Genomic DNA, 19,548 nt, shown 5'->3' with positions numbered 1-19,548 from the left:
TATACGGACAGGCTAAAATGCGCGCCCGGCTAACCGCTGATCCTTTTCTAACGCGCCCCACAAGGTTCGCTACGTGATCGAGTTTCAAAACGTCCACAAAACTTACCGCGTCGCCGGTAAGGATATTCCCGCCCTGCATCCGACCAGTCTGACGATTGAGAACGGTCAGGTCTTTGGCCTGATCGGCCATTCCGGTGCGGGAAAAAGTACCTTGCTGCGTCTGATCAATCGCCTGGAAAACTCCAGTGGCGGCAAGATCATCGTCGATGGCGAAGAAGTCACCGCGCTGGATGCCAATAGTCTGCGTCGCTTCCGTCAGCAGGTCGGGATGATTTTCCAGCACTTCAACCTGCTGGCGTCCAAGACCGTGGCTGACAATGTCGCGTTGCCGCTGACCCTCGCCGGTGAGCTGTCGCGCAGCGAGATTGACCAGCGTGTTGCGCAGTTGCTGGCGCGGGTTGGCCTGGCCGACCATGCGAAAAAATACCCGGCGCAACTGTCTGGCGGTCAGAAACAGCGTGTCGGCATCGCCCGCGCCCTGGCGACCAAGCCGAAAATCCTGCTGTGCGATGAAGCCACCAGTGCCCTGGACCCACAGACCACGGCGTCGGTTCTGCAATTGCTGGCCGAGATCAATCGCGAGTTGAAGCTGACCATCGTGCTGATCACCCACGAGATGGACGTGATTCGTCGGGTCTGCGATCAAGTGGCGGTGATGGATGCCGGCGAGATCGTCGAGCAAGGTTCGGTGGCCGAGGTGTTCCTGCATCCCAAGCACCCGACCACCAAGCGCTTCGTGCAGGAAGACGAGCAAATCGACGAAAGCGAACAGCGCGACGACTTCGCTCACGTACCGGGGCGCATCGTGCGCCTGACCTTCCAGGGCGATGCGACCTACGCGCCGTTGCTGGGTACCGTCGCCCGGGAGACGGGCGTGGACTACAGCATCCTGGCCGGTCGTATCGATCGCATCAAAGAAGTCCCGTACGGGCAATTGACCCTGGCCGTCACCGGTGGCGACATGGAAGCGGCGTTTGCTCACTTCACCGCAGCTGATGTCCACATGGAGGTGCTGCGCTGATGGAAGTCCTGATGAGTTTCTTTTCCAATATCGACTGGTATGAAATCTGGCTGGCCACCGGCGACACCCTGCTGATGCTCAGCGGTTCGCTGTTGTTCACCGTGCTATTGGGCCTGCCGCTGGGCGTGCTGTTGTTCCTGTGCAGCCCGCGTCAGTTGCTGGAAGCCAAAGGCGTTTACGCGATGCTGTCGCTGGTGGTGAACATTCTGCGTTCACTGCCGTTCATCATTCTACTGATCGTGATGATTCCGTTCACCGTGTTGATCACGGGCACCTCCCTGGGTGTCGCCGGTGCGATTCCACCCTTGGTGGTGGGCGCCACGCCGTTCTTCGCGCGACTGGTGGAAACCGCCCTGCGTGAAGTGGATCGCGGCATCATCGAGGCGACCCAGGCCATGGGCGCGACGACGCGTCAGATCATCATCAACGCCTTGCTGCCGGAAGCCCGTCCGGGCATCTTTGCGGCGATTACGGTGACAGCGATTACACTGGTGTCCTACACGGCAATGGCCGGTGTGGTCGGCGCTGGCGGTCTGGGCGACCTGGCGATCCGTTTTGGTTACCAGCGTTTCCAGACTGACGTGATGGTGGTCACCGTGGTGTTGCTGCTGGTGCTGGTTCAAGTGCTGCAAACCGTCGGCGACAAGCTGGTGGTTCATTTCTCCCGCAAATAACGTCACTAAGACATGAGCCGGCCATTCGCTGGCAGGCGCCGAAGACTGGCGCCTCACAAGGAGTTAGCTGAATGAAAAAACTACTCGTCGCGTTCGCTGCCGTTGCAGCCTTTTCCGCACACGCTGCCGACACACTGACCGTCGCGGCCACTCCGGTGCCGCACGCGGAAATCCTCGAATTCGTTAAGCCGGCCCTGGCCAAAGAAGGCGTGGACCTGAAGGTCAAAGTCTTCACCGACTACATCCAGCCGAACGTGCAGGTGGCCGAGAAGCGTCTGGACGCCAACTTCTTCCAGCACCAACCGTACCTGGATGAGTTCAACAAGGCCAAGGGCACCAACCTTGTCAGCGTTGCCGGTGTGCACCTGGAGCCGCTGGGCGCTTACTCCAGCAAGTACAAAGCGCTGACCGAGCTGCCAGGCGGCGCCAACGTGGTGATCCCGAACGACGCCACCAACGGCGGTCGTGCGCTGTTGCTGCTGGCGAAGGCTGGCCTGATCAAGTTGAAGGATTCGAACAACATCCTGTCGACCGTCAAGGACATTACCGAGAACACCAAGGACCTGAAATTCCGTGAACTGGAAGCCGCGACCATCCCGCGTGTGCTGACTCAGGTCGACCTGGCGCTGATCAACACCAACTACGCGCTGGAAGCCAAGCTCGATCCGTCCAAGGACGCGCTGGTCATCGAAGGCAGCGACTCGCCGTATGTGAACATTCTCGTTGCCCGTCCAGACGACAAGGACAGCGCGGCGATGCAGAAACTGGTTGCTGCGCTGCACAGCCCGGAAGTGAAAGCCTTCATTCTTGAAAAGTACAAAGGCGCGGTATTGCCGGCGTTCTGATCAGCTGACGTAAACGAAAAAGGGGCGCAATCACTGCGCCCCTTTTTTGTGCCTGTGTCCCGTCCTGAATTGTCCCGTCCTGAATAAGGTTTACACCTCTAATCTATTTTCAGGACTAGACATTGAAACACCGTACCTGTGGGAGCGGGCTTGCCCGCGATGGCGTTGAACCAGTCGACATCAATGTTGAATGATGCTCCGTCATCGCGGGCAAGCCCGCTCCCACAGGGTTTTGTGGTGCTTATTGGCGGCTGAGCATCACCGGCAACTGCGCCACCAGTTTCTGATTGTTCAACGGTGCGCGAATAAACCCACGCTGCGCCCCGTCCGGTCCGATCACCGCCAGGTTGCCGCTGTGGTCGACGGTGTAGTTAGGCTTGCTGGTGTCCGCCGGAATGAACGGAATACTCACCGCATTCGCCAGTTTCTGAATGTCTTCCACCGATGACGCGGTCAGCCCGATGAACTGCGGATCGAAGTAGCCCAGGTACTGCTTGAGTTGCTTGGGCGTGTCGCGGTTCGGGTCGACGCTGACCAGGATGACCTGCAACTTGTCCACCGCATCCGCCGGCAGTTCGCTCTTGATCTGTCGCAGCTGGGCGAGGGTGGTCGGGCAGATGTCCGGGCAAAAGGTGTAGCCGAAGAACAGCAAACTCCACTTGCCTTTCAGCTCGTTGACCGCCACTGGCTTGCCGTCCTGATCGGTCATCTTCACGTCCGGCAGATTACGGCTTTGGGGCAACAGGATGATCCCCGCATCGATCAGCGCCGTCGGGTCGCCCTGGTTTTTCCCGGTCAGCACTTTATTGACGGTCAGGCCCAGGATCAGCGCGATCAGGGCAACGAGGATGAAGACGGTTTTCTGGGTTCGAGTCATAGGATCAACAGTAAGTAGTGGTCTACGAGCAGCGCGATAAACAGCAGGAACAAGTAGTAGATAGAGTACTTGAACGTGTTGATCGCCGCATGCGGCCGAGTGCCACGGTACAGCACCACGGCCCATTGCAGAAACCTCGCGCCCAGTACGAGGGCACACATCAGGTAAAGCGCGCCGCTCATGTGGATCACGTAGGGCATCAGGCTGACGGCCAGCAACGCACAGGTATAAAGCAGGATGTGGACTTTGGTGTAGTGCTCGCCATGGGTCACCGGCAGCATCGGAATGTCAGCCTTGGCGTATTCCTCCTTGCGGTGAATCGCCAGCGCCCAGAAGTGCGGTGGGGTCCAGGCGAAGATGATCAGCACCAGCAGCAACGGTTCTGCGCCGACATGACCGGTGGCGGCGGTCCAGCCAAGCAGCGGCGGGGCCGCACCGGCGAGGCCGCCGATGACGATGTTCTGCGGCGTCGCGCGTTTCAGAAAACCGGTGTAAACCACGGCGTAACCGAGCAAGGACGCCAGCGTCAGCCACGCCGTCAACGGGTTGGTGAAGGCCAGCAGCAAGGCCTGGCCAAGTACCGCCAGCACCAGGGCGAAGGTCAGCGCCGCGCTCGGAGATACCCGACCTTCGGCCAAGGGCCGTTTGTGGGTCCGGGCCATGACCGCGTCGATGCGCCGGTCCACCACATGGTTGACCGCCGCTGCACCGCCGGCACACAAGGCGATCCCCAGGTTGCCGAACACCAGCACCGTCCATGGCACCCCGGCCCGGGTGGCGAGGAACATGCCGACCAGCGAGGTGATGAGCATCAGCACCACCACTTTCGGCTTGGTCAGCTCCAGGTAATCCCGCCAGATGGCCTGGCTGTGACGTTCGCCGATCAGGGTCGCCATGGCATCTCTCCTTTTATTGTTATGGGCCCGGCCGAGTGTTTACGCGGGCTGAGACGCCAACGTACAGGGGGCTGATGCTTGACCCGAACCAGACTGGTTCGCGCGTGGTAATTGACCAGCACCATCGTCAGCAACAGCGCCGCGCCCCCCGCGTTGTGCGCGACGGCCATCGGCAGCGGTAGATGAAACAGCACGTTGCTGATGCCCAGGGTGATTTGTGCTGCCAGGGCGATCAGCACCATGGTGGCCAGGCGCGTCATGCCGACGACCTTCAATTGCCAGGCCAGGCCAAACAGAACGAGGGTGACCAGCAACGCGCCGATGCGGTGAGTCAGGTGAATCGCGGTGCGGGCATCGCTGTCCAGCTGCCCGCCCAGATAATTCGGGCCGATGTGTTGGGTCAGGTGAAAGCCGTTGGCGAAATCAGCCGGTGGCAACCATTGCCCGTGGCACGTCGGAAAGTCGATGCAGGCTACCGCCGCGTAATTGGCGCTGACCCAGCCGCCGAGGGCGATCTGCCCGATCACCAGCAGCAAGCCGGCGGTCGCCCAGTACTGCAAACGTCGAGGCACAGTCAGTGCCGGCAGCACGCCGGACAGGCGCAAGGTCAGCAGAAATAACAGGCTCAAGGTCGCAAAACCACCGAGCAAATGCCCGGTGACCACTTGCGGCCACAGCTTGAGCGTCACCGTCCACATGCCGAAGGCCGCTTGGGCAATCACCAATGCCAGCAGGAAAAGCGGCAATTTCACCGGCTGCCCCGGATGATGACGATGGACCCAGGCGCGGCCCGCCAGCACTGCGATCAGCAGCCCCAGGGTGCCGGCGAAGTAGCGGTGGACCATCTCGTTCCAGCCCTTGTGGGCTTCCACCGGGGTGTCGGGAAAATGCAGTTCGGCATGGGCCAGTTGGGCTTCGCTCTTCGGCACGCTGATAAAACCGTAGCAGCCGGGCCAGTCCGGGCAGCCGAGGCCGGCGTGGGTCAAGCGCGTGTAGGCGCCGAGCAACACCACAATCAGTGCCAGCAAGGTGGCAAACAGCGCGAGGCGAAATCCAGGTTTGGCCATGACGATGCCCTTATCCGATGTTCGACAGTTTCAGCAGGTGGCGCAGGTCGTTGAGCAGGTCCTTGCCCTTCACGGTCGGGTCGTAGCGCAGTACCAGATTGCCGTGAGGGTCGATGATCCACAGGTGCGGTGTGTCATTGCTCTGCGCGCCTTTGGTGTAGGTCGGCAGGTCCAGTGAATAGCGTTGCAACTGCGGGTACTCGCGTTGAAGTTTAGTCTCGTAATCGCTATTCAGCGGCTGCGCGGCGGCCAGCGCATGGCTGGCGCGAGGGGCATCGCGCCCGAGGCCGATCTGGATCTGCCGCGCCAGATAAACCAGCTGTTGGCAGTCCACCGAGCAGTCCTTGGGCGCCGTCACCAGCAATTGCCAGCGGTCTTCTTGCGCCTGTACGCCGATGTCGGCGCGGGTCTGGCCGTTGCCGATCAGTTCGCCGTGATAACTGCGGCCCTCTGGCACCCAGAACTGCAATTTGTACATGCCGGTGGCGAGGATCATCGGACCGATCACCCCCAATACGATCAGCAACAACTGCAAGCGCCCGCGCCGCCGATTGACCGGCGTTTTCGCCTCAGACATGCCGGGTGGATTCATGGCCACTCCCATTATTGTTCTCCTTTGCGTTGTGCAAGCCGAGATAGAGATAAAGGCCGAACAGTGCGATCGCCATGGCGAACCACTGCACGGCATAACCCAAATGTTTTTCCGGCCCCATGGCCACCACCGGCCAATCGGCCCGGTAGGTCGCGGGACCGCTTTGCGCGCGTAATTCGTAGGCGAAGCCGTCACGCTCAAGTGCCGTCCACAGCCTGGCCGGCTCAACGGCGGTGATCAGCTGTGGCCAGGTCGTGGCGTTTGGGTCGGCGTGCAATTGGAACGTTGCGCCAGGGGAGACGTAGACCCAGGCGTCGAGGCTCAATGCCTGAGTCGGTGTGGTGAATGACGGCGGTGTGCGCCGGTCCGGCCATGGCAGCCAGCCGCGATTGACCAGCAGCCAGAGCCCGGTTGCCTGATCCTGGAACGGTTGCAGCAGCTCGACCCCGACCTTGCCGTCGCGCTGACGGTTGTCCAGCAGCAGGCTGTGTTCGGCATCGAACTGGCCGTGCAGGCGAACCCGGCGGAAGGCCGGATCTTCGGTGTGTTGCAGTTCGGTGCTGGCCATCGGTTCGGCCGCCCGGCGCTCGGCGTAGCTTTGCAGCAGCGCGCTTTTCTCCGCGCCCCGGCTCAACTGCCAGAACCCGAGTGACACCAGCAAAGGCAGCAGCATCGCGACCACCAGGGTCGGCACGAGGCCCGGCCGGAAGCGTTTCATGGCGTTGCCATAAAGTCGGTAGTCGCGATAGCTATACTCAAATGCATCGCCCGTCCCCCGGAGTGTCACCATGCTCAAAGCAGCCATCGTCCTGATGCTGATTGCCACGGTTGTCAGCCTGTTCAGCGGCCTGTTTTTTCTGGTCAAGGACGACAGCCACTCCAATCGCCTGGTCATCGCCTTGAGTGTTCGTGTTGCGCTGGCCGCCACCACTGTCGGCTTGATCGCCTGGGGGTTTTTCAGTGGCCAGTTGGTGTCTCACGTGCCTTGGTAGTCATGAAAGCCAACGCTCAGAGCACGTAGACGAAAACGAACAGACCGATCCACACCACGTCCACGAAGTGCCAGTACCAACTCGCCGCCTCGAAGCCGAATTGATGATCGGCATCGAAGTGCCCGCGCATGATCCGCATCAGCATCACGAACAGAATGATGGTACCCATGGTCACGTGGGCGCCGTGGAAGCCGGTGAGCATGAAGAAGGTCGCGCCGTAGATGCCGGAACCCAAGGTCAGGCCCAGCTCGTGGTAGGCGTGCAGGTATTCTTCGGCCTGGAAACCGAGAAACGCGCAACCGAGCAACACGGTCAGCGCCAGCCAGATTTTCAGTGCGCCGCGATGGCCCTTCTTCAAGGCGTGGTGAGCGATGGTCACGGTGACGCTGGAACTCACCAGCAGCACGGTATTGAGCAGCGGCAGGCCCCAGGGGCTGATGACTTCCTTGGGGGGGGGAAAGAGTTTCGGGTCTGGGTTGTTCAGCAGCGGCCAGGTGAATTCAAACGCCGGCCACAGCATGTGAGCGAGGCCTTTGGAGCCTTCACCGCCCAGTGCCGGGCCGGCGATGTTGCGCACATAAAACAGCGCACCGAAAAAGGCGATGAAGAACATCACCTCCGAGAAAATGAACCAGCTCATGCCCCAGCGGAACGAGCGGTCCATCTGTGCACTGTACAACCCTTGGCGACTTTCCTTGATCACCGTACCGAACCAGCCGAACAGCATGTAGGCCAGCAGCAATCCGCCGACGAAAAAGATCAGCGGGCCGTGGGATTCCGGCCGCGCAGCCTTCAGGTCGTTGAACCAGGTGCCCAGGCCGAACACCGTGACGAACATGCCGACCGTGGCAATGATCGGCCATTTGCTCTGGGCTGGAACGTAATAATGTTCATGAGTTGCCATTTATTGTTCTCCTTATCGGGCACGCTTTAACGCCTAGCCGCCGGTGCTTGCTGCAACAGCCACGGGCGGATGACGTGCGGTGATATCGAACAGCGTGTAGGACAGCGTCAGGTGCTTCACATCCTTGGGCATGTCGCGGTCAATGATGAACCGTACCGGCATCTCGATTCGTTGGCCGGGCTGCAGCACCTGCTGGGTGAAGCAGAAACATTCGGTCTTGTGGAAGTACGCCGCGGCTGCGCTGGGCGCGATGCTCGGAACCGCCTGGGCGCTCATCGGTCGATCGGTCGGGTTATGAGCGATAAAAATCATCTCGTTCACCGCCCCCGGGTGAGCGGTCAGCTCATCCGTCTTGGGATAGAAATCCCAGGTCATGTCAGCGGCGTTGGTCGACAGAAACTGCACGCGAACCTGTCGCGAGGCGTCGACCGTTTGTTCGCCTTCATACTGCCCGGCGGTTTTGCCATTGATGCCGAACACCTTGCACATCACGTCGTAGATCGGCACCAGGGCAAAGCCGAAGACAAACATCGCCGCCACCACCAGCAACAGGCGGGTGACCAGTTTTTTCATCGAAATCGAATCAGCCATGATTTCCAACCTCCACCCACGATCCTGTGGGAGCGGGCTTGCCCGCGATATCGGTGCATCTGGCACCCTGCGTCGGTCGAGCGCGACCCCGGCTCATCGCAGGCAAGCCAGCTCCCACAAGACCGAGGCGTTTCATTTCACTTCCGGCGGTGTGGTGAAGGTGTGATACGGCGCCGGTGACGGGATGCTCCATTCCAGACCTTCGGCGCCATCCCACGGCTTGGCCGGTGCCGGCTCGCCGCCACGAATGGTCTTGATCACGATGAACAGGAAGAAGATCTGCGTGGCCCCGAACATGAACGCACCGATCGACGACACCATGTTGAAGTCGGCGAATTGCAGGTTGTAGTCCGGAATCCGCCGCGGCATGCCCGCCAGGCCCACGAAGTGCATCGGGAAGAACGCCATGTTCATGCCGATGAACGAGAGCCAGAAGTGCAATTTGCCGAGGGTTTCGTCGTACATGTGGCCGGTCCATTTCGGCAGCCAGTAGTAGGCCGAGGCGAAGATCCCGAAGATCGCCCCCGGCACCAGCACGTAATGGAAGTGCGCGACCACGAAGTAGGTGTCCTGGTACTGGAAGTCCGCCGGGGCGATGGCCAGCATCAACCCGGAGAACCCGCCAATGGAGAACAGAATGACGAACGCCACGGCGAACAGCATCGGCGTCTCGAAGGTCAGCGAGCCTTGCCACATGGTGCTGGCCCAGTTGAACACCTTGACCCCGGTGGGCACCGCGATCAGCAGCGTGGCGTACATGAAGAACAACTCGCCCACCAGCGGAATGCCGACCACGAACATGTGGTGCGCCCAGACGATGAACGACAGGAACGCAATACTCGCCGTGGCGTAGACCATCGAGGTGTAGCCGAACAAAGGCTTGCGCGAAAACGCCGGGATGATCGAGCTGACGGCACCGAAGGCCGGCAGGATCATGATGTACACCTCGGGGTGACCGAAGAACCAGAACACATGCTGGAACAGCACCGGGTCTCCGCCACCGGCGGCGCTGAAGAAACTGGTGCCGAAGTGGATGTCCATCAGCATCATGGTCACGCAGCCGGCCAGCACCGGCATCACCGCGATCAGCAGGAACGCGGTGATCAGCCAGGTCCAGACGAACAGCGGCATTTTCATCAACGTCATGCCGGGGGCGCGCAGGTTGAGGATGGTCGCGATCACGTTGATCGCCCCCATGATCGAACTGATCCCCATCAAGTGGATGGCGAAGATGAAGAACGTCACGCTTTCCGGCGCGTAGGTCGTCGACAGGGGGGCATAGAAGGTCCAGCCGAAGTTCGGACCGCCGCCGGGGCTGAACAGGGTCGACACTAGCAGTAGAAACGCTGCCGGCAACAGCCAGAAGCTGAAGTTGTTCATGCGCGGCAGGGCCATGTCCGGCGCGCCGATCATCAACGGGATCATCCAGTTGGCGAGGCCGACGAAGGCCGGCATTACGGCACCGAAGACCATCACCAGACCGTGCATGGTGGTCATCTGGTTGAAGAACTCCGGCTGGACGATTTGCAGTCCCGGCTGGAACAGTTCGGCACGGATTACCATGGCGAACGAGCCGCCCAGCAGGAACATGGTGAACGCAAACCACAGGTACAGCGTGCCGATGTCCTTGTGGTTGGTGGTCAGCACCCAGCGCATCAGGCCTTTGGCGGGGCCGTGGGCGTGGGCGGTGCCGGTATGAACATGGTCATCGACTACAACTGTCATGGCCTGTCTCCTGCAAACGGATGGGCTGGGCGGGGCGGAGCGTCATGCCCCGAGCGATTCCTTACGTACGCAATAGACCGGGTCATTTGCTTTCCGCCTGTTTCAGCTCCAGCACTTCTTTAGGGGTGACCATGTCGCCTTTGTTGTTGCCCCAGGCGTTACGTTCGTAGGTCACGACCGCTGCGATATCAACTTCCGAGAGCTGCTTGCCGAACGCCGCCATGGAGGTGCCGGGCTTGCCGTGGAAGACGATGTTCAGGTGATCCTTGATCGGCCCGGTGGCGATTTTCGAGCCCTTGAGTGCCGGGAACATCGGCGGCAGGCCCTGGCCTTCAGCCTGGTGACAGGCTACGCAAGTGGTGTGATAGACCTTGTCGCCGCGCTCCTTGAGTTCGTCGAGGGTCCATTCCTTGCTGGTCAGCTCTTTGAGCTGCGCGGCTTCCGCCTTGCGCTCGCCCAGCCAGGTTTCGTAATCGGCCTTGGTCTTGACCTCGACCACGATCGGCATGAAGCCGTGGTCCTTGCCGCACAGCTCGGCGCATTGACCACGGTAGATGCCGGGTTTATCGATACGGGTCCAGGATTCATTGACGAAGCCCGGAATCGCATCGCGCTTGACCGCGAAGGCCGGCACCCACCAGGAGTGGATGACGTCGGCGGAGGTCACCAGAAAGCGCACCTTGGCACCGATCGGCAGCACCAGCGGCTTGTCGACCTCCAGCAGGTAATGTTCGCCCTTGGCTTCTTTGTTGTGGATCTGATCGGCGGGGGTGTTCAGGTTGCTGAAAAACTCGACGTCCTGACCCAGGTATTTGTAGTGCCACTTCCACTGATAACCGGTGACCTGGATATCGAGGTCCGACTCAGTGTTGTCGTACATCTTGATCAGCGTGATCGTTGCGGGAACCGCCATCGCCACCAGAATAAGCAGGGGCACGATGGTCCAGAGGATTTCAACGGTCGTGCTTTCATGAAATTTGGCGGCCACCTGCCCGGTCGAGCGGCGGTGGACCATCATCGACCAGAACATGGCGCCGAAGACGATGATGCCGATCACCACACAGATCCAGAAAATGGTCATGTGCAGATCGAATACTGCGTGACTGATCTCAGTCGCTCCAGGCGCCATATTGACAGTCCAGGCCGCTTGCGCCTGACTGAAAATCGACCACAACAGGAGGCCCATCCAGACATGTGGATGTCGCATCATTGCGGGTTCCCCTTATCGTTCTTGTTATCCCGTAGGCGTAACGCCTGCGGCAAGGGAGCGGCTTTTTCAGACCACGAACTTGAATCGCCGAGCCTTGCTGCATATGCAGTCGGGCGTCATCAGCTAACTCCATTCAGAACCGAGTATAGACAGCGACTGCCACCTCGCAACGCGATGGCGTAAATCAACTGAAACAGCCTGGGCTTGCGTTCCAGGTCACGAATGGAGAAGGATGTAGACGGGTGGTGGCAAATCGATATAACGCAGATGTCTCAAGGATGAAATAATTATGACAAATGCGTCTTAGCCTTTTTCGCAACCCAGCTAAGTTATGTCTTCCCTATTTCATTGCCTTTGTTTCCTGGAGTTTTCATGAACACCGCCGCATTGCGCGAGCAGATCCAAAAAGCCCAACAACATGAGGCCGAGACCGGCCTGCTGACTCGTCAGCTGGAAACCCAACTGCCGCACCTTCACTCCGCCATCCAATTGCCGGATGTCGACGCCAACGGCGTGATGACGCGTTTTGTGGCCGCGTATATAGAACAAGTGCCGGACCTGCTGGACGCAGCCAATGAAGTTGCCAGGGAAGCGGGCATCGAATCGCAGATCAAGCCGGTACTGAAGATCGCCGAGCAGTTTTTCCTTCAGCCGCCAGCGATCATGACCGGTCACGTCGGCCTGGACAGCCTGCTGGACGAAGCTTATCTGGCGCATCGGTTGGTCGAAGAGGTCAACGATCTGTACATCAAGCATTTTGGCCAGCCATTGATCCCCTTGGACATGACTGTCGCCAACCTGATTGCCCACCAACTGATCGGCGAAGAATTTGCCAATCAACTGGATGAGGCGGTGCATCACGCTGTGGACGAGATGCTTAACAATGAAAGTTTCGCGCTGGAGTCGGTGGAGGCCTACCGCGAGAAACTCAACAGCCCGGACACCGGCGCCGCGTGGAAGCGCTGGCCGTGCCTGTCGCGCCAATTGGGCGTGGAGCTGGAGCTGGATCAGCCAGCGGCTTGATTTAACGGTAGAAATCGAACAACTGTGGGAGCGGGCTTGCTCGCGAATGCGGTCAATCATTCAACATTAATGTCGACTGACCCGCCGCTTTCGCGAGCAAGCCCGCTCTCACACTGTTTTTAAGCGGCTGAACCTACTCCGGTGGTCGTACGCAACCGTCCTTCAAGCCTGCGCTTCAACCCCCGCGCCTCAATCAGCAGCTTCGAACCCTTGGCCGCATTGGCCCGACCCCACTCCTCCAGCAACTCAAGGCACGAGTGATCGATGTAGCTCAGGTTATTGAGCGGCACATGCACCGTTGTGCCCGCCGGAATGGTCCCCAGCACTTGGGTCAATGCCGGCACCTTGAGGAAGGTCGCCGCCCCTACCAGTCGCAGCTCCATCTCACCGTCCGCCGGCAGATCGATCAGGCTGATTTTCAGGCGCGAAGCCTTCCAGGCCAGTTTGGCCAGCGTCAGGCCAAAGCCGATCAGCACGCCGGTCAGCAGGTCGGTGAAGATGATTGCCAGTGCGGTCGCCGCATAAGTAAACATCGGCATCCGGCCATAACGACCCAGGCCGCGAAAGGCCTTGAGGTCCACCAGTTTGAAACCGGTATAAACCAGGACGCCTGCCAGGCTCGCCACCGGGATGCTTTGCAGCACGCTGGAAAGCAGCAGCACGAAAGCCAGCAACCACAGACCATGGAACACCGTCGACAGTCGGGTGGTGGCGCCGGCCTGCACGTTGGCCGAACTGCGTACGATCACTCCGGTCATCGGTAACGCACCGAGCAACCCGCAGAGCATGTTGCCCACACCTTGCGCCGACAATTCACGGTCGAAGTCCGAGCGCTGGCCGCTGTGCATGCGATCCACGGCGGCGGCCGAGAGCAGGGTTTCGGCGCTGGCGATAAAGGCCACGGCGAAGGCGGCGATCAGCAGAGTCGGGTCTGCCAGATTGAGCAGGTCCGCCGGGCGCAGCCAATCGATGGCTTCTGCCAGGTTGGCCGGGACCTCTACACGTTTGACCTGCAATGCGAGCACGAGGCTGGCGACCGTTGCCAGACCGACCCCAAGCAATGCTCCAGGAACGAAACGCAGGGAGTGCGGACGGAATTTTTCCCACAGCCACATCACGGCAATGGTCGACAGCCCGAGCAAGCCCGCTTGCCAGCCAAACGAAGGCAAAGCCTGAATCACCGCAGCGGGGAAGGCTGCCAGGTTATCCAGCCCCGACGGCTTGGGCACGGCGTCGAGCATCACATGCACCTGTGACAGCACGATCAGTACTCCGATCCCGGCGAGCATGCCATACACCACAGCCGGCGCCGTGACCCGAAACCAGCAACCCAGTTTCAAACGCCCGGCCACCAATTGCAGAAAACCGGCCAGCAGCAGGATCGGCCCAAGCATGGCAATACCATGCTGGCGAACCAGTTCGAACACCAATACCGCCAGACCCGCCGCCGGGCCGCTGACTTGCAGCGGCGACCCGGCAAGCCAACCGACCACCAGGCCACCGATGATACCGGTGATCAGGCCTTTGGACGGTGGCAGTCCCGAGGCGATGGCGATGCCCATGCACAAGGGCAGGGCGACCAGAAACACAACCACCGAAGCCAGTAGCTCCCGTGGCAAAACAGCTTTTAGTTGAGCAGCACGCATGGTGACTCTCCCGAAGTTTTCTTCAGGCATGGCAAAGCAGGCTGCAATATCAGCAGCCTCGGCTAAACCACACGGAGGATTTAGAAGCGCGCTTTAGGCGTCGCCACCGGAATCGGATGACTGCCATCGAGCGGCAGGAAACACCCCTGATCGGCGTCGTAAGCTTTGATTTCGCTGGTTTCGATGTTGTAGACCCAACCATGGATAAACAGCTGACCATTGGCCATGCGCGAGGCCACCGACGGGTGCGTGCGCAAATGCTGCAACTGAGCGATCACATTCTCCTCGGTGAGGATGTGCATGCTCTCGTTTTCATCAGTGCAATGGCAGTTGTCCTGGACCATGGTTTTCGCCACTTCCGCATGGCGCAGCCAGGCTTTGACCGTGGGCATTTTCTCCAGGCTCTGCGGGTTGAGCACCGCGCGCATGGCGCCACAGTCAGAATGCCCGCAGATGATGATGTGCTGCACGCCGAGGGCCAGCACTGCATATTCGATGGCGGTGGAAACACCGCCGTTCATTTGCCCGTAAGGCGGCACGACGTTGCCGACGTTACGGGTCACGAACAAGTCGCCGGGGGCGCTCTGGGTGATCAGTTCGGGAACGATGCGTGAATCGGCGCACGCGATGAACATCGCCCGAGGCCGTTGGGCCGTGGCGAGTTTTTTGAAGAGTTCTTCCTGCTGCGGAAAGATCTCGTGATGAAAATGTAAAAAGCCGTCAACGATATGCTGCAGCGCTGCGTCGGCGGTTTCCGCCTCGGGTTGGGCTGAAGCCGACACAGCCAACGGCTGTTTATCCTTGTCACTCATGATTCATCCTCTTTGGCGGAGTCAGGGAGTTTTCCCGTTTTGTCCGATGTGAAGCCAGTGGCTGTATAAAAAACATCCAGGTCGAAAAGCCAGACCCGTCAGTCACTCGATGAACAAGGTAGTCGTTGAAACTTAACTCAAACTGAATAAAACGCTCTAGAACGGGTGTTCCAGGTCACAAAAAAACGTGACCAGCCTAAACGCGGTGTATCGTTTTCTCTACTCACCATAGGGCCAACTGTCGTTAAATCAACGGCATCTGGCGACCCGGCGGACAAAAGGCTGTGCAATCCAGGTTGAAGCCTTCCCGACGATTGAGCCCCAGGCGCTTGATGGTTTTGGCGAAGCGTTGTGCCAACAGATCGGCAAACGGCCCTTCACCGCGCATTCTGGCGCCAAACCGGCTGTCGTAGAGCTCGCCACCACGGCTTTGGCGGATCAGGCTCATCACATGAGCTGCGCGCTGGGGATAGTGGGCGGCCAGCCACTCTTCGAACAGTGGCGCCACTTCCAGAGGCAAGCGCAACATCATGTAAGCGGCACTCTGGGCACCCGCCGCATGAGCTTCGGTCAGCAGGCTTTCGAGTTCGCTGTCGTTGATCATCGGAATCATCGGTGAACACAAAACGCCCACGGTAATCCCGGCTTCGCGCATCACCCGGATCGCCCGCAGTCGCGCCTTGGGCGCTGCTGCACGGGGTTCGAGGATGCGTTTGAGTTCATCGTCCAGGGTGGTGAGGCTGATCATCACCGCCACCAGCCTTTGCTCGGCGAGTTCGGCCAGCAGGTCCAGATCGCGCAGAATCAGCGAACCCTTGGTGATGATGGTCACTGGGTGACGGTAGCGCAGCAGCACTTCGAGGGTCTTGCGGGTGATTCTGTGTTCACGCTCGATCGGTTGATAAGGGTCGGTGTTGGAGCCCAGGTTGATCGGTGCGCATTGATAGCCGCGTTTGGACAGTTGTTCTTCCAGCACATCGGCGGCGTTGGTCTTGGCGATCAGCTTGGTTTCGAAATCCAGCCCCGGCGACAGGTCCCAATAGGCGTGGCTTGGCCGCGCATAGCAATAGATGCAGCCATGCTCGCAGCCGCGGTAAGGATTGATCGAACGGTCGAAGGGCAAGTCCGGCGAATTGTTGCGGGTAATGATGGATTTTGCCGTCTCGATGCGCACCTCGGTGCCTTGGGTGATCGGTGCTTCCTGATACCAGCCGTCATCCTCGGCCACCGAACGGTTCGGCGCGAAGCGGTTGTGCGGGTTGGTGGCGGTGCCGCGACCGCGCGGGGGAAGAGGGGTAGACATGAAAACGCCTCGGTACTGTTTTTATATACAGTATAGGGGCGTCACTCATATGACTAGTGCCACTGGGCGCTTGGTCGAACCCGGACGATATTCGTTACTTCCCCTATCGCGGATCGGCATATTCACGATTCTTTGACAGGTGGCTCACGGGACTTTGACCGCTCAAGGCTCAATCTGAGTGTCATCCAGCTGTCTCTTCCCATACGGTCGCCCGAGCATGTCCCAATTCCGCCTTTTCCCTGCGATTTGTCTGTCGTTGGTTGCGTTTTTTACTCTTTCACTGGCTTGGGCCGACGATACGCCACTGCCTCGGCCAGCGGATTGGGCTCAATCGGTGGAGGTTCAGTACAACCTCTATCAGATGTCCCCGACCCTCTATCGCAGCGCATTGCCAGACAGCGGGGCGGTGCCGCTGCTGGAAAAACTCAAGGTCGCCACCGTCATCAACTTCCTGCCTGAACCGGACTCAAGCTGGTTGTCCACGCCCGGAATCACCCAGATTCAGCTGCCCTACCGCACCAATCACGTGGACGACAGTGATGTGCTCAAGGCGCTTCGCACGATTCAGACCGCCGAAGCCAAAGGCCCTGTACTTATGCATTGCAAACACGGCTCGGACCGCACGGGCCTGATGGCGGCGATGTACCGGGTGGTGGTGCAGGGCTGGAGCAAGGAAGACGCGCTGAGTGAAATGACCCAGGGTGGTTTTGGCGATAGCACCCACTTCAAGGACGGCATTCGCTACATGATGCAGGCCGATGTAGACAAACTTCGTACGGCGCTGGCCAATGGTGATTGCAGCACCAGTCCGTTTGCCAGTTGCTCGATGAAGAACTGGTTCAAATCGGCTCATGTCGAGTAAGTAACACCTTCCACTGCATTGCGCAGTGGAAGGTGAGTCCCAGCACTCAGTGCTGTTCGTCAGGCTTTTTCTTCAGTTTCGGGTTCGGGAAAAACTGCACAGCCTGAACCTTGGCGTCCGGCACCTTGAGTGCCGAGGTGTTGACCCGGGTGCCCAATTCCTTGGGCACCGACAGGCCTTGTTCATTCAGCGTGTCGGAATAACCGCAGGCCACACACTCGCGATGTGGAACGGTATCTTCGTTCCACATCATCAACTTGTCCGGCTCGCTGCAGGCCGGGCAGACTGCCCCGGCGATAAAGCGTTTTTTGGTAATCACAGGTCCCTCTCTCATGCTGCCGCGTCCTCACTCAGGCCGCTGTGGCGCAAGAGTGCGTCAATCGATGGCGCACGGCCACGGAAGTCGACGAACAGCACCATCGGTTCCTGAGATCCACCGCGCGCCAGGATCGCTTCGCGGAAGGCGCGACCGGTCTCGGCATTGAGCACGCCGTCTTCTTCGAACTTGGAGAAGGCATCGGCCGACAATACTTCAGCCCATTTATAGCTGTAGTAACCCGCCGCGTAACCACCGGCGAAGATGTGGGCGAAGCTGTTGGGGAAACGGTTGTAGGCCGGTGGACGCATGACCGAAACCTCGTCGCGCACGCCTTCGAGCACTTGCAGCACGCTACGACCGTCGCCATGGGTGGCGTGCAGTTCGAAGTCGAACAGCGAGAACTCCAACTGACGGACCATCATCAGGCCGGACTGGAAGTTCTTCGCCGCGAGCATTTTTTCCAGCAGGTCTTGAGGCAGCGGCTCGCCGGTTTCGTAGTGACCGGAAATCAGCGCCAGGCCTTCCGGCTCCCAGCACCAGTTTTCCATGAACTGGCTTGGCAGCTCGACCGCGTCCCAGGCCACACCGTTGATGCCGGACACGCCGGCGTGCTCGACGCGGGTCAGCAGGTGATGCAGGCCATGACCGAATTCGTGGAACAGGGTGGTGACTTCGTCGTGGGTCAGCAGGGCTGGTTTACCGCTATCGGCCGGGGTGAAGTTGCACACCAGGTTTGCCACCGGGCTTTGCAGCGCGCCATTGATCGTGCGGCGATGATCGCGGGCGCCGTCCATCCAGGCACCGCCGCGCTTGTTGGCGCGGGCATACAGGTCGAAGAAGAAGCGGCCGACGTGCTGGCCGTTTTCCTTGATTTCGAAAAGGCGAACGTCCGGGTGCCAAGTGTCGAAGCCTTTCAGCTCGGCGATCTCGATGCCATACAGGCGCTGGACGATGCTGAACAGTCCACCCAAGACCTTGTCGATCGGGAAGTACGCGCGAAGGGTTTCCTGGGCGACGCTGTAGCGCTGCTCGCGGAGTTTTTCACCGTAGAAACCGCTGTCCCAGCTTTGCAGATCCGGGCAACCTTGTTCGGCGGCGTAGGCCTTGAGCTGTTGCAGATCCAGGGCGGCGAAAGGCTTGCTGCGTTTTGCCAGGTCGCGCAGGAAACTCAGCACCTGATCGTTGGACTCGGCCATTTTGGTGGCCAGGCTCAACTCCGAAAAGCTGGCGAAGCCCAACAGTTTTGCCAGCTCCTGACGCAGGTCGAGGATTTCTTCCATGACCGGGCCGTTATCGTTCTGACCGGCATTCGGGCCTTGGTCCGACGCACGGGTGCAGTAGGCGGCGTAGACTTCTTCGCGCAGGGTGCGGTCCTGGGCGTAGGTCATTACCGCGTAGTAACTCGGGAATTCCAGGGTGATCAGCCAGCCGTCCAGGTCTTTGGCTTGCGCGGCGGCGGCCATTTGCGCTTTGGCCGACTCGGTCAGGCCGGCGAGGGCGGCTTCGTCGGTGATGTGTTTGGTCCAGGCCTGAGTGGCGTCGAGCAACTGGTTGGAGAAGTGACTGGCTAGCTCAGACAGTTTGCTCTGCACATCGGCATAACGCTTTTGCTCAGGTGCAGGCAGGTCGATACCCGACAGACGGAAGTCACGCAGGGCGTGCTCCAGGATCGTTTTTTGCGCCACGTCGAAACCGGCAGCCTCTGGGCTGTTGGCCAGCGCTTCATAGGCCTGAAACAGTTCACGGTTCTGACCCAGCTCGGTGGCGTAGGCACTCAGGGCCGGCAGGCAGGACTCGTAAGCCTCGCGCAACTCAGCACTGTTGCACACGGCATTGAGGTGGCTGACCGGGCTCCAGGCGGCGCCCAGACGGTCATTGAGTTCGTCCATCGCCAGCACCAGGCCGGCCCAGGTCGGTTGTTTGCCCTGGGTTTTGAGGATATCGACGATGGCGGCGCGGTTGTCAGCCAGGATCTTTTCAATGGCCGGTTGCACGTGTTCGGCACGGATCGCCGAGAACGGCGGCAGGTCGTAGGACTGCAGAAGAGGGTTGTTCACGCTCACGGTTGGCACCTTGGCTGGAAAACATGCGGGAAGAAACATGGCCCCATCTTAATTACAATCGACGCC

At 59.9% G+C, this 19,548-nt stretch carries 20 protein-coding genes; 6 read left to right on the top strand and 14 right to left on the bottom strand.

Going from position 1 to position 19,548, the window contains the following annotated elements:
• The first annotated feature begins 73 nt into the window (after window positions 1-73).
• From AACY49_RS07615 to AACY49_RS07605, 3 genes are all read left to right on the top strand, one after another.
• Window positions 74-1,081: a methionine ABC transporter ATP-binding protein gene (locus AACY49_RS07615; protein WP_258698394.1), complete on the top strand. Its 1,008-nt coding sequence runs from the start codon at window positions 74-76 to the stop codon at window positions 1,079-1,081.
• Window positions 1,081-1,755 (top strand): methionine ABC transporter permease, encoded by a 675-nt coding sequence (locus tag AACY49_RS07610; protein ID WP_258698395.1) that lies wholly within the window; start codon window positions 1,081-1,083, stop codon window positions 1,753-1,755. Before AACY49_RS07615 ends, AACY49_RS07610 begins: the two co-directional genes overlap by 1 nt.
• A 71-nt stretch (window positions 1,756-1,826) precedes the next feature.
• Window positions 1,827-2,600, top strand: coding sequence for a MetQ/NlpA family ABC transporter substrate-binding protein (locus AACY49_RS07605; RefSeq protein ID WP_008076235.1), 774 nt, complete (start codon window positions 1,827-1,829; stop codon window positions 2,598-2,600).
• A 241-nt stretch (window positions 2,601-2,841) separates the two neighbouring features.
• On the opposite strand, the gene AACY49_RS07600 is transcribed toward AACY49_RS07605, so the two are convergent.
• The 5 genes from AACY49_RS07600 to AACY49_RS07580 are packed head-to-tail and all read right to left on the bottom strand — an operon-like array spanning window position 2,842 to window position 6,750.
• On the bottom strand, window positions 2,842-3,477 hold the full coding sequence (locus tag AACY49_RS07600) for an SCO family protein (protein WP_258698396.1): 636 nt from the start codon (window positions 3,475-3,477) through the stop codon (window positions 2,842-2,844).
• Window positions 3,474-4,373: a heme o synthase gene (gene cyoE, locus AACY49_RS07595; protein ID WP_258698397.1), complete on the bottom strand. Its 900-nt coding sequence runs from the start codon at window positions 4,371-4,373 to the stop codon at window positions 3,474-3,476. The genes AACY49_RS07600 and cyoE overlap by 4 nt, the downstream gene beginning before the upstream one ends.
• A complete protein-coding gene (locus tag AACY49_RS07590; protein ID WP_339522760.1) occupies window positions 4,361-5,440 on the bottom strand; it encodes a COX15/CtaA family protein in 1,080 nt (359 codons plus the stop codon). Before AACY49_RS07590 ends, cyoE begins: the two co-directional genes overlap by 13 nt.
• 10 nt (window positions 5,441-5,450) lie before the next feature.
• Entirely contained in the window at window positions 5,451-6,044 is a 594-nt protein-coding gene (locus AACY49_RS07585; protein ID WP_320392847.1) for a hypothetical protein, read from the bottom strand.
• Window positions 6,010-6,750, bottom strand: a complete 741-nt coding sequence (locus AACY49_RS07580; protein WP_339522758.1) for an SURF1 family protein — start codon at window positions 6,748-6,750, stop codon at window positions 6,010-6,012. The genes AACY49_RS07585 and AACY49_RS07580 overlap by 35 nt, the downstream gene beginning before the upstream one ends.
• A gap of 70 nt (window positions 6,751-6,820) precedes the next feature.
• On the opposite strand from AACY49_RS07580, the gene AACY49_RS07575 reads away from it, so the two are divergent.
• Window positions 6,821-7,024 carry a twin transmembrane helix small protein gene (locus AACY49_RS07575; RefSeq protein ID WP_030129650.1) on the top strand — a complete coding sequence of 68 codons (204 nt, stop codon included), beginning with the start codon at window positions 6,821-6,823 and terminating at the stop codon, window positions 7,022-7,024.
• Between the two features lie 16 nt (window positions 7,025-7,040).
• Here the strand turns inward: AACY49_RS07575 and AACY49_RS07570 are convergent, their stop codons facing one another.
• The 4 genes from AACY49_RS07570 to coxB form a co-directional block, all read right to left on the bottom strand.
• Entirely contained in the window at window positions 7,041-7,928 is an 888-nt protein-coding gene (locus tag AACY49_RS07570) for a cytochrome c oxidase subunit 3 (protein ID WP_258698401.1), read from the bottom strand.
• Between the two features lie 33 nt (window positions 7,929-7,961).
• Window positions 7,962-8,519: a cytochrome c oxidase assembly protein gene (locus tag AACY49_RS07565; RefSeq protein WP_258698402.1), complete on the bottom strand. Its 558-nt coding sequence runs from the start codon at window positions 8,517-8,519 to the stop codon at window positions 7,962-7,964.
• Between the two features lie 132 nt (window positions 8,520-8,651).
• Window positions 8,652-10,244, bottom strand: a complete 1,593-nt coding sequence (gene ctaD, locus AACY49_RS07560; RefSeq protein ID WP_339522754.1) for a cytochrome c oxidase subunit I — start codon at window positions 10,242-10,244, stop codon at window positions 8,652-8,654.
• 82 nt (window positions 10,245-10,326) lie between these two features.
• Window positions 10,327-11,454: a cytochrome c oxidase subunit II gene (gene coxB, locus AACY49_RS07555; protein ID WP_258698404.1), complete on the bottom strand. Its 1,128-nt coding sequence runs from the start codon at window positions 11,452-11,454 to the stop codon at window positions 10,327-10,329.
• A 372-nt stretch (window positions 11,455-11,826) separates the two neighbouring features.
• Between coxB and AACY49_RS07550 the strand changes: the two genes are divergently transcribed.
• A complete protein-coding gene (locus AACY49_RS07550; protein ID WP_258698405.1) occupies window positions 11,827-12,477 on the top strand; it encodes a hypothetical protein in 651 nt (216 codons plus the stop codon).
• 119 nt (window positions 12,478-12,596) lie between these two features.
• Here the strand turns inward: AACY49_RS07550 and AACY49_RS07545 are convergent, their stop codons facing one another.
• From AACY49_RS07545 to AACY49_RS07535, 3 genes are all read right to left on the bottom strand, one after another.
• On the bottom strand, window positions 12,597-14,123 hold the full coding sequence (locus AACY49_RS07545; RefSeq protein WP_258698406.1) for a SulP family inorganic anion transporter: 1,527 nt from the start codon (window positions 14,121-14,123) through the stop codon (window positions 12,597-12,599).
• A gap of 80 nt (window positions 14,124-14,203) precedes the next feature.
• Window positions 14,204-14,935: a carbonic anhydrase gene (locus AACY49_RS07540; RefSeq protein WP_038980324.1), complete on the bottom strand. Its 732-nt coding sequence runs from the start codon at window positions 14,933-14,935 to the stop codon at window positions 14,204-14,206.
• A gap of 244 nt (window positions 14,936-15,179) precedes the next feature.
• On the bottom strand, window positions 15,180-16,238 hold the full coding sequence (locus AACY49_RS07535) for a PA0069 family radical SAM protein (RefSeq protein WP_339522750.1): 1,059 nt from the start codon (window positions 16,236-16,238) through the stop codon (window positions 15,180-15,182).
• 217 nt (window positions 16,239-16,455) lie between these two features.
• Between AACY49_RS07535 and AACY49_RS07530 the strand changes: the two genes are divergently transcribed.
• Window positions 16,456-17,100: a dual specificity protein phosphatase family protein gene (locus tag AACY49_RS07530; RefSeq protein WP_258698408.1), complete on the top strand. Its 645-nt coding sequence runs from the start codon at window positions 16,456-16,458 to the stop codon at window positions 17,098-17,100.
• 46 nt (window positions 17,101-17,146) lie between these two features.
• Here AACY49_RS07530 and AACY49_RS07525 read toward each other — a convergent pair whose 3' ends face one another.
• Together AACY49_RS07525 and prlC are read right to left on the bottom strand one after the other, a co-directional pair.
• A complete protein-coding gene (locus AACY49_RS07525; RefSeq protein WP_258698409.1) occupies window positions 17,147-17,434 on the bottom strand; it encodes a YheV family putative zinc ribbon protein in 288 nt (95 codons plus the stop codon).
• Window positions 17,431-19,521, bottom strand: a complete 2,091-nt coding sequence (gene prlC, locus AACY49_RS07520) for an oligopeptidase A (RefSeq protein ID WP_339522747.1) — start codon at window positions 19,519-19,521, stop codon at window positions 17,431-17,433. Before prlC ends, AACY49_RS07525 begins: the two co-directional genes overlap by 4 nt.
• Between the last annotated feature and the right edge of the window lie 27 nt (window positions 19,522-19,548).

It is taken from the genome of Pseudomonas sp. EL_65y_Pfl2_R96, from assembly GCF_963970905.1.
In the GTDB taxonomy this organism is placed as follows: domain Bacteria; phylum Pseudomonadota; class Gammaproteobacteria; order Pseudomonadales; family Pseudomonadaceae; genus Aquipseudomonas.
Note: the sequence above shows the minus strand (reverse complement) of the source record. Positions and strands in the feature narration are given on the sequence as shown.

Coding starts and splice junctions, on each gene's coding strand:
- AACY49_RS07610 (WP_258698395.1), top strand. CDS start 1,081: ATGGAAGTCCTGATGAGTTTCTTTTCCAATATCGACTGGTATGAAATC.
- AACY49_RS07605 (WP_008076235.1), top strand. CDS start 1,827: ATGAAAAAACTACTCGTCGCGTTCGCTGCCGTTGCAGCCTTTTCCGCA.
- AACY49_RS07600 (WP_258698396.1), bottom strand. CDS start 3,477: ATGACTCGAACCCAGAAAACCGTCTTCATCCTCGTTGCCCTGATCGCG.
- cyoE (WP_258698397.1), bottom strand. CDS start 4,373: ATGGCGACCCTGATCGGCGAACGTCACAGCCAGGCCATCTGGCGGGAT.
- AACY49_RS07590 (WP_339522760.1), bottom strand. CDS start 5,440: ATGGCCAAACCTGGATTTCGCCTCGCGCTGTTTGCCACCTTGCTGGCA.
- AACY49_RS07585 (WP_320392847.1), bottom strand. CDS start 6,044: ATGGGAGTGGCCATGAATCCACCCGGCATGTCTGAGGCGAAAACGCCG.
- AACY49_RS07580 (WP_339522758.1), bottom strand. CDS start 6,750: ATGAAACGCTTCCGGCCGGGCCTCGTGCCGACCCTGGTGGTCGCGATG.
- AACY49_RS07575 (WP_030129650.1), top strand. CDS start 6,821: ATGCTCAAAGCAGCCATCGTCCTGATGCTGATTGCCACGGTTGTCAGC.
- AACY49_RS07570 (WP_258698401.1), bottom strand. CDS start 7,928: ATGGCAACTCATGAACATTATTACGTTCCAGCCCAGAGCAAATGGCCG.
- AACY49_RS07565 (WP_258698402.1), bottom strand. CDS start 8,519: ATGGCTGATTCGATTTCGATGAAAAAACTGGTCACCCGCCTGTTGCTG.
- ctaD (WP_339522754.1), bottom strand. CDS start 10,244: ATGACAGTTGTAGTCGATGACCATGTTCATACCGGCACCGCCCACGCC.
- coxB (WP_258698404.1), bottom strand. CDS start 11,454: ATGATGCGACATCCACATGTCTGGATGGGCCTCCTGTTGTGGTCGATT.
- AACY49_RS07550 (WP_258698405.1), top strand. CDS start 11,827: ATGAACACCGCCGCATTGCGCGAGCAGATCCAAAAAGCCCAACAACAT.
- AACY49_RS07545 (WP_258698406.1), bottom strand. CDS start 14,123: ATGCGTGCTGCTCAACTAAAAGCTGTTTTGCCACGGGAGCTACTGGCT.
- AACY49_RS07540 (WP_038980324.1), bottom strand. CDS start 14,935: ATGAGTGACAAGGATAAACAGCCGTTGGCTGTGTCGGCTTCAGCCCAA.
- AACY49_RS07535 (WP_339522750.1), bottom strand. CDS start 16,238: ATGTCTACCCCTCTTCCCCCGCGCGGTCGCGGCACCGCCACCAACCCG.
- AACY49_RS07530 (WP_258698408.1), top strand. CDS start 16,456: ATGTCCCAATTCCGCCTTTTCCCTGCGATTTGTCTGTCGTTGGTTGCG.
- AACY49_RS07525 (WP_258698409.1), bottom strand. CDS start 17,434: ATGAGAGAGGGACCTGTGATTACCAAAAAACGCTTTATCGCCGGGGCA.
- prlC (WP_339522747.1), bottom strand. CDS start 19,521: ATGTTTCTTCCCGCATGTTTTCCAGCCAAGGTGCCAACCGTGAGCGTG.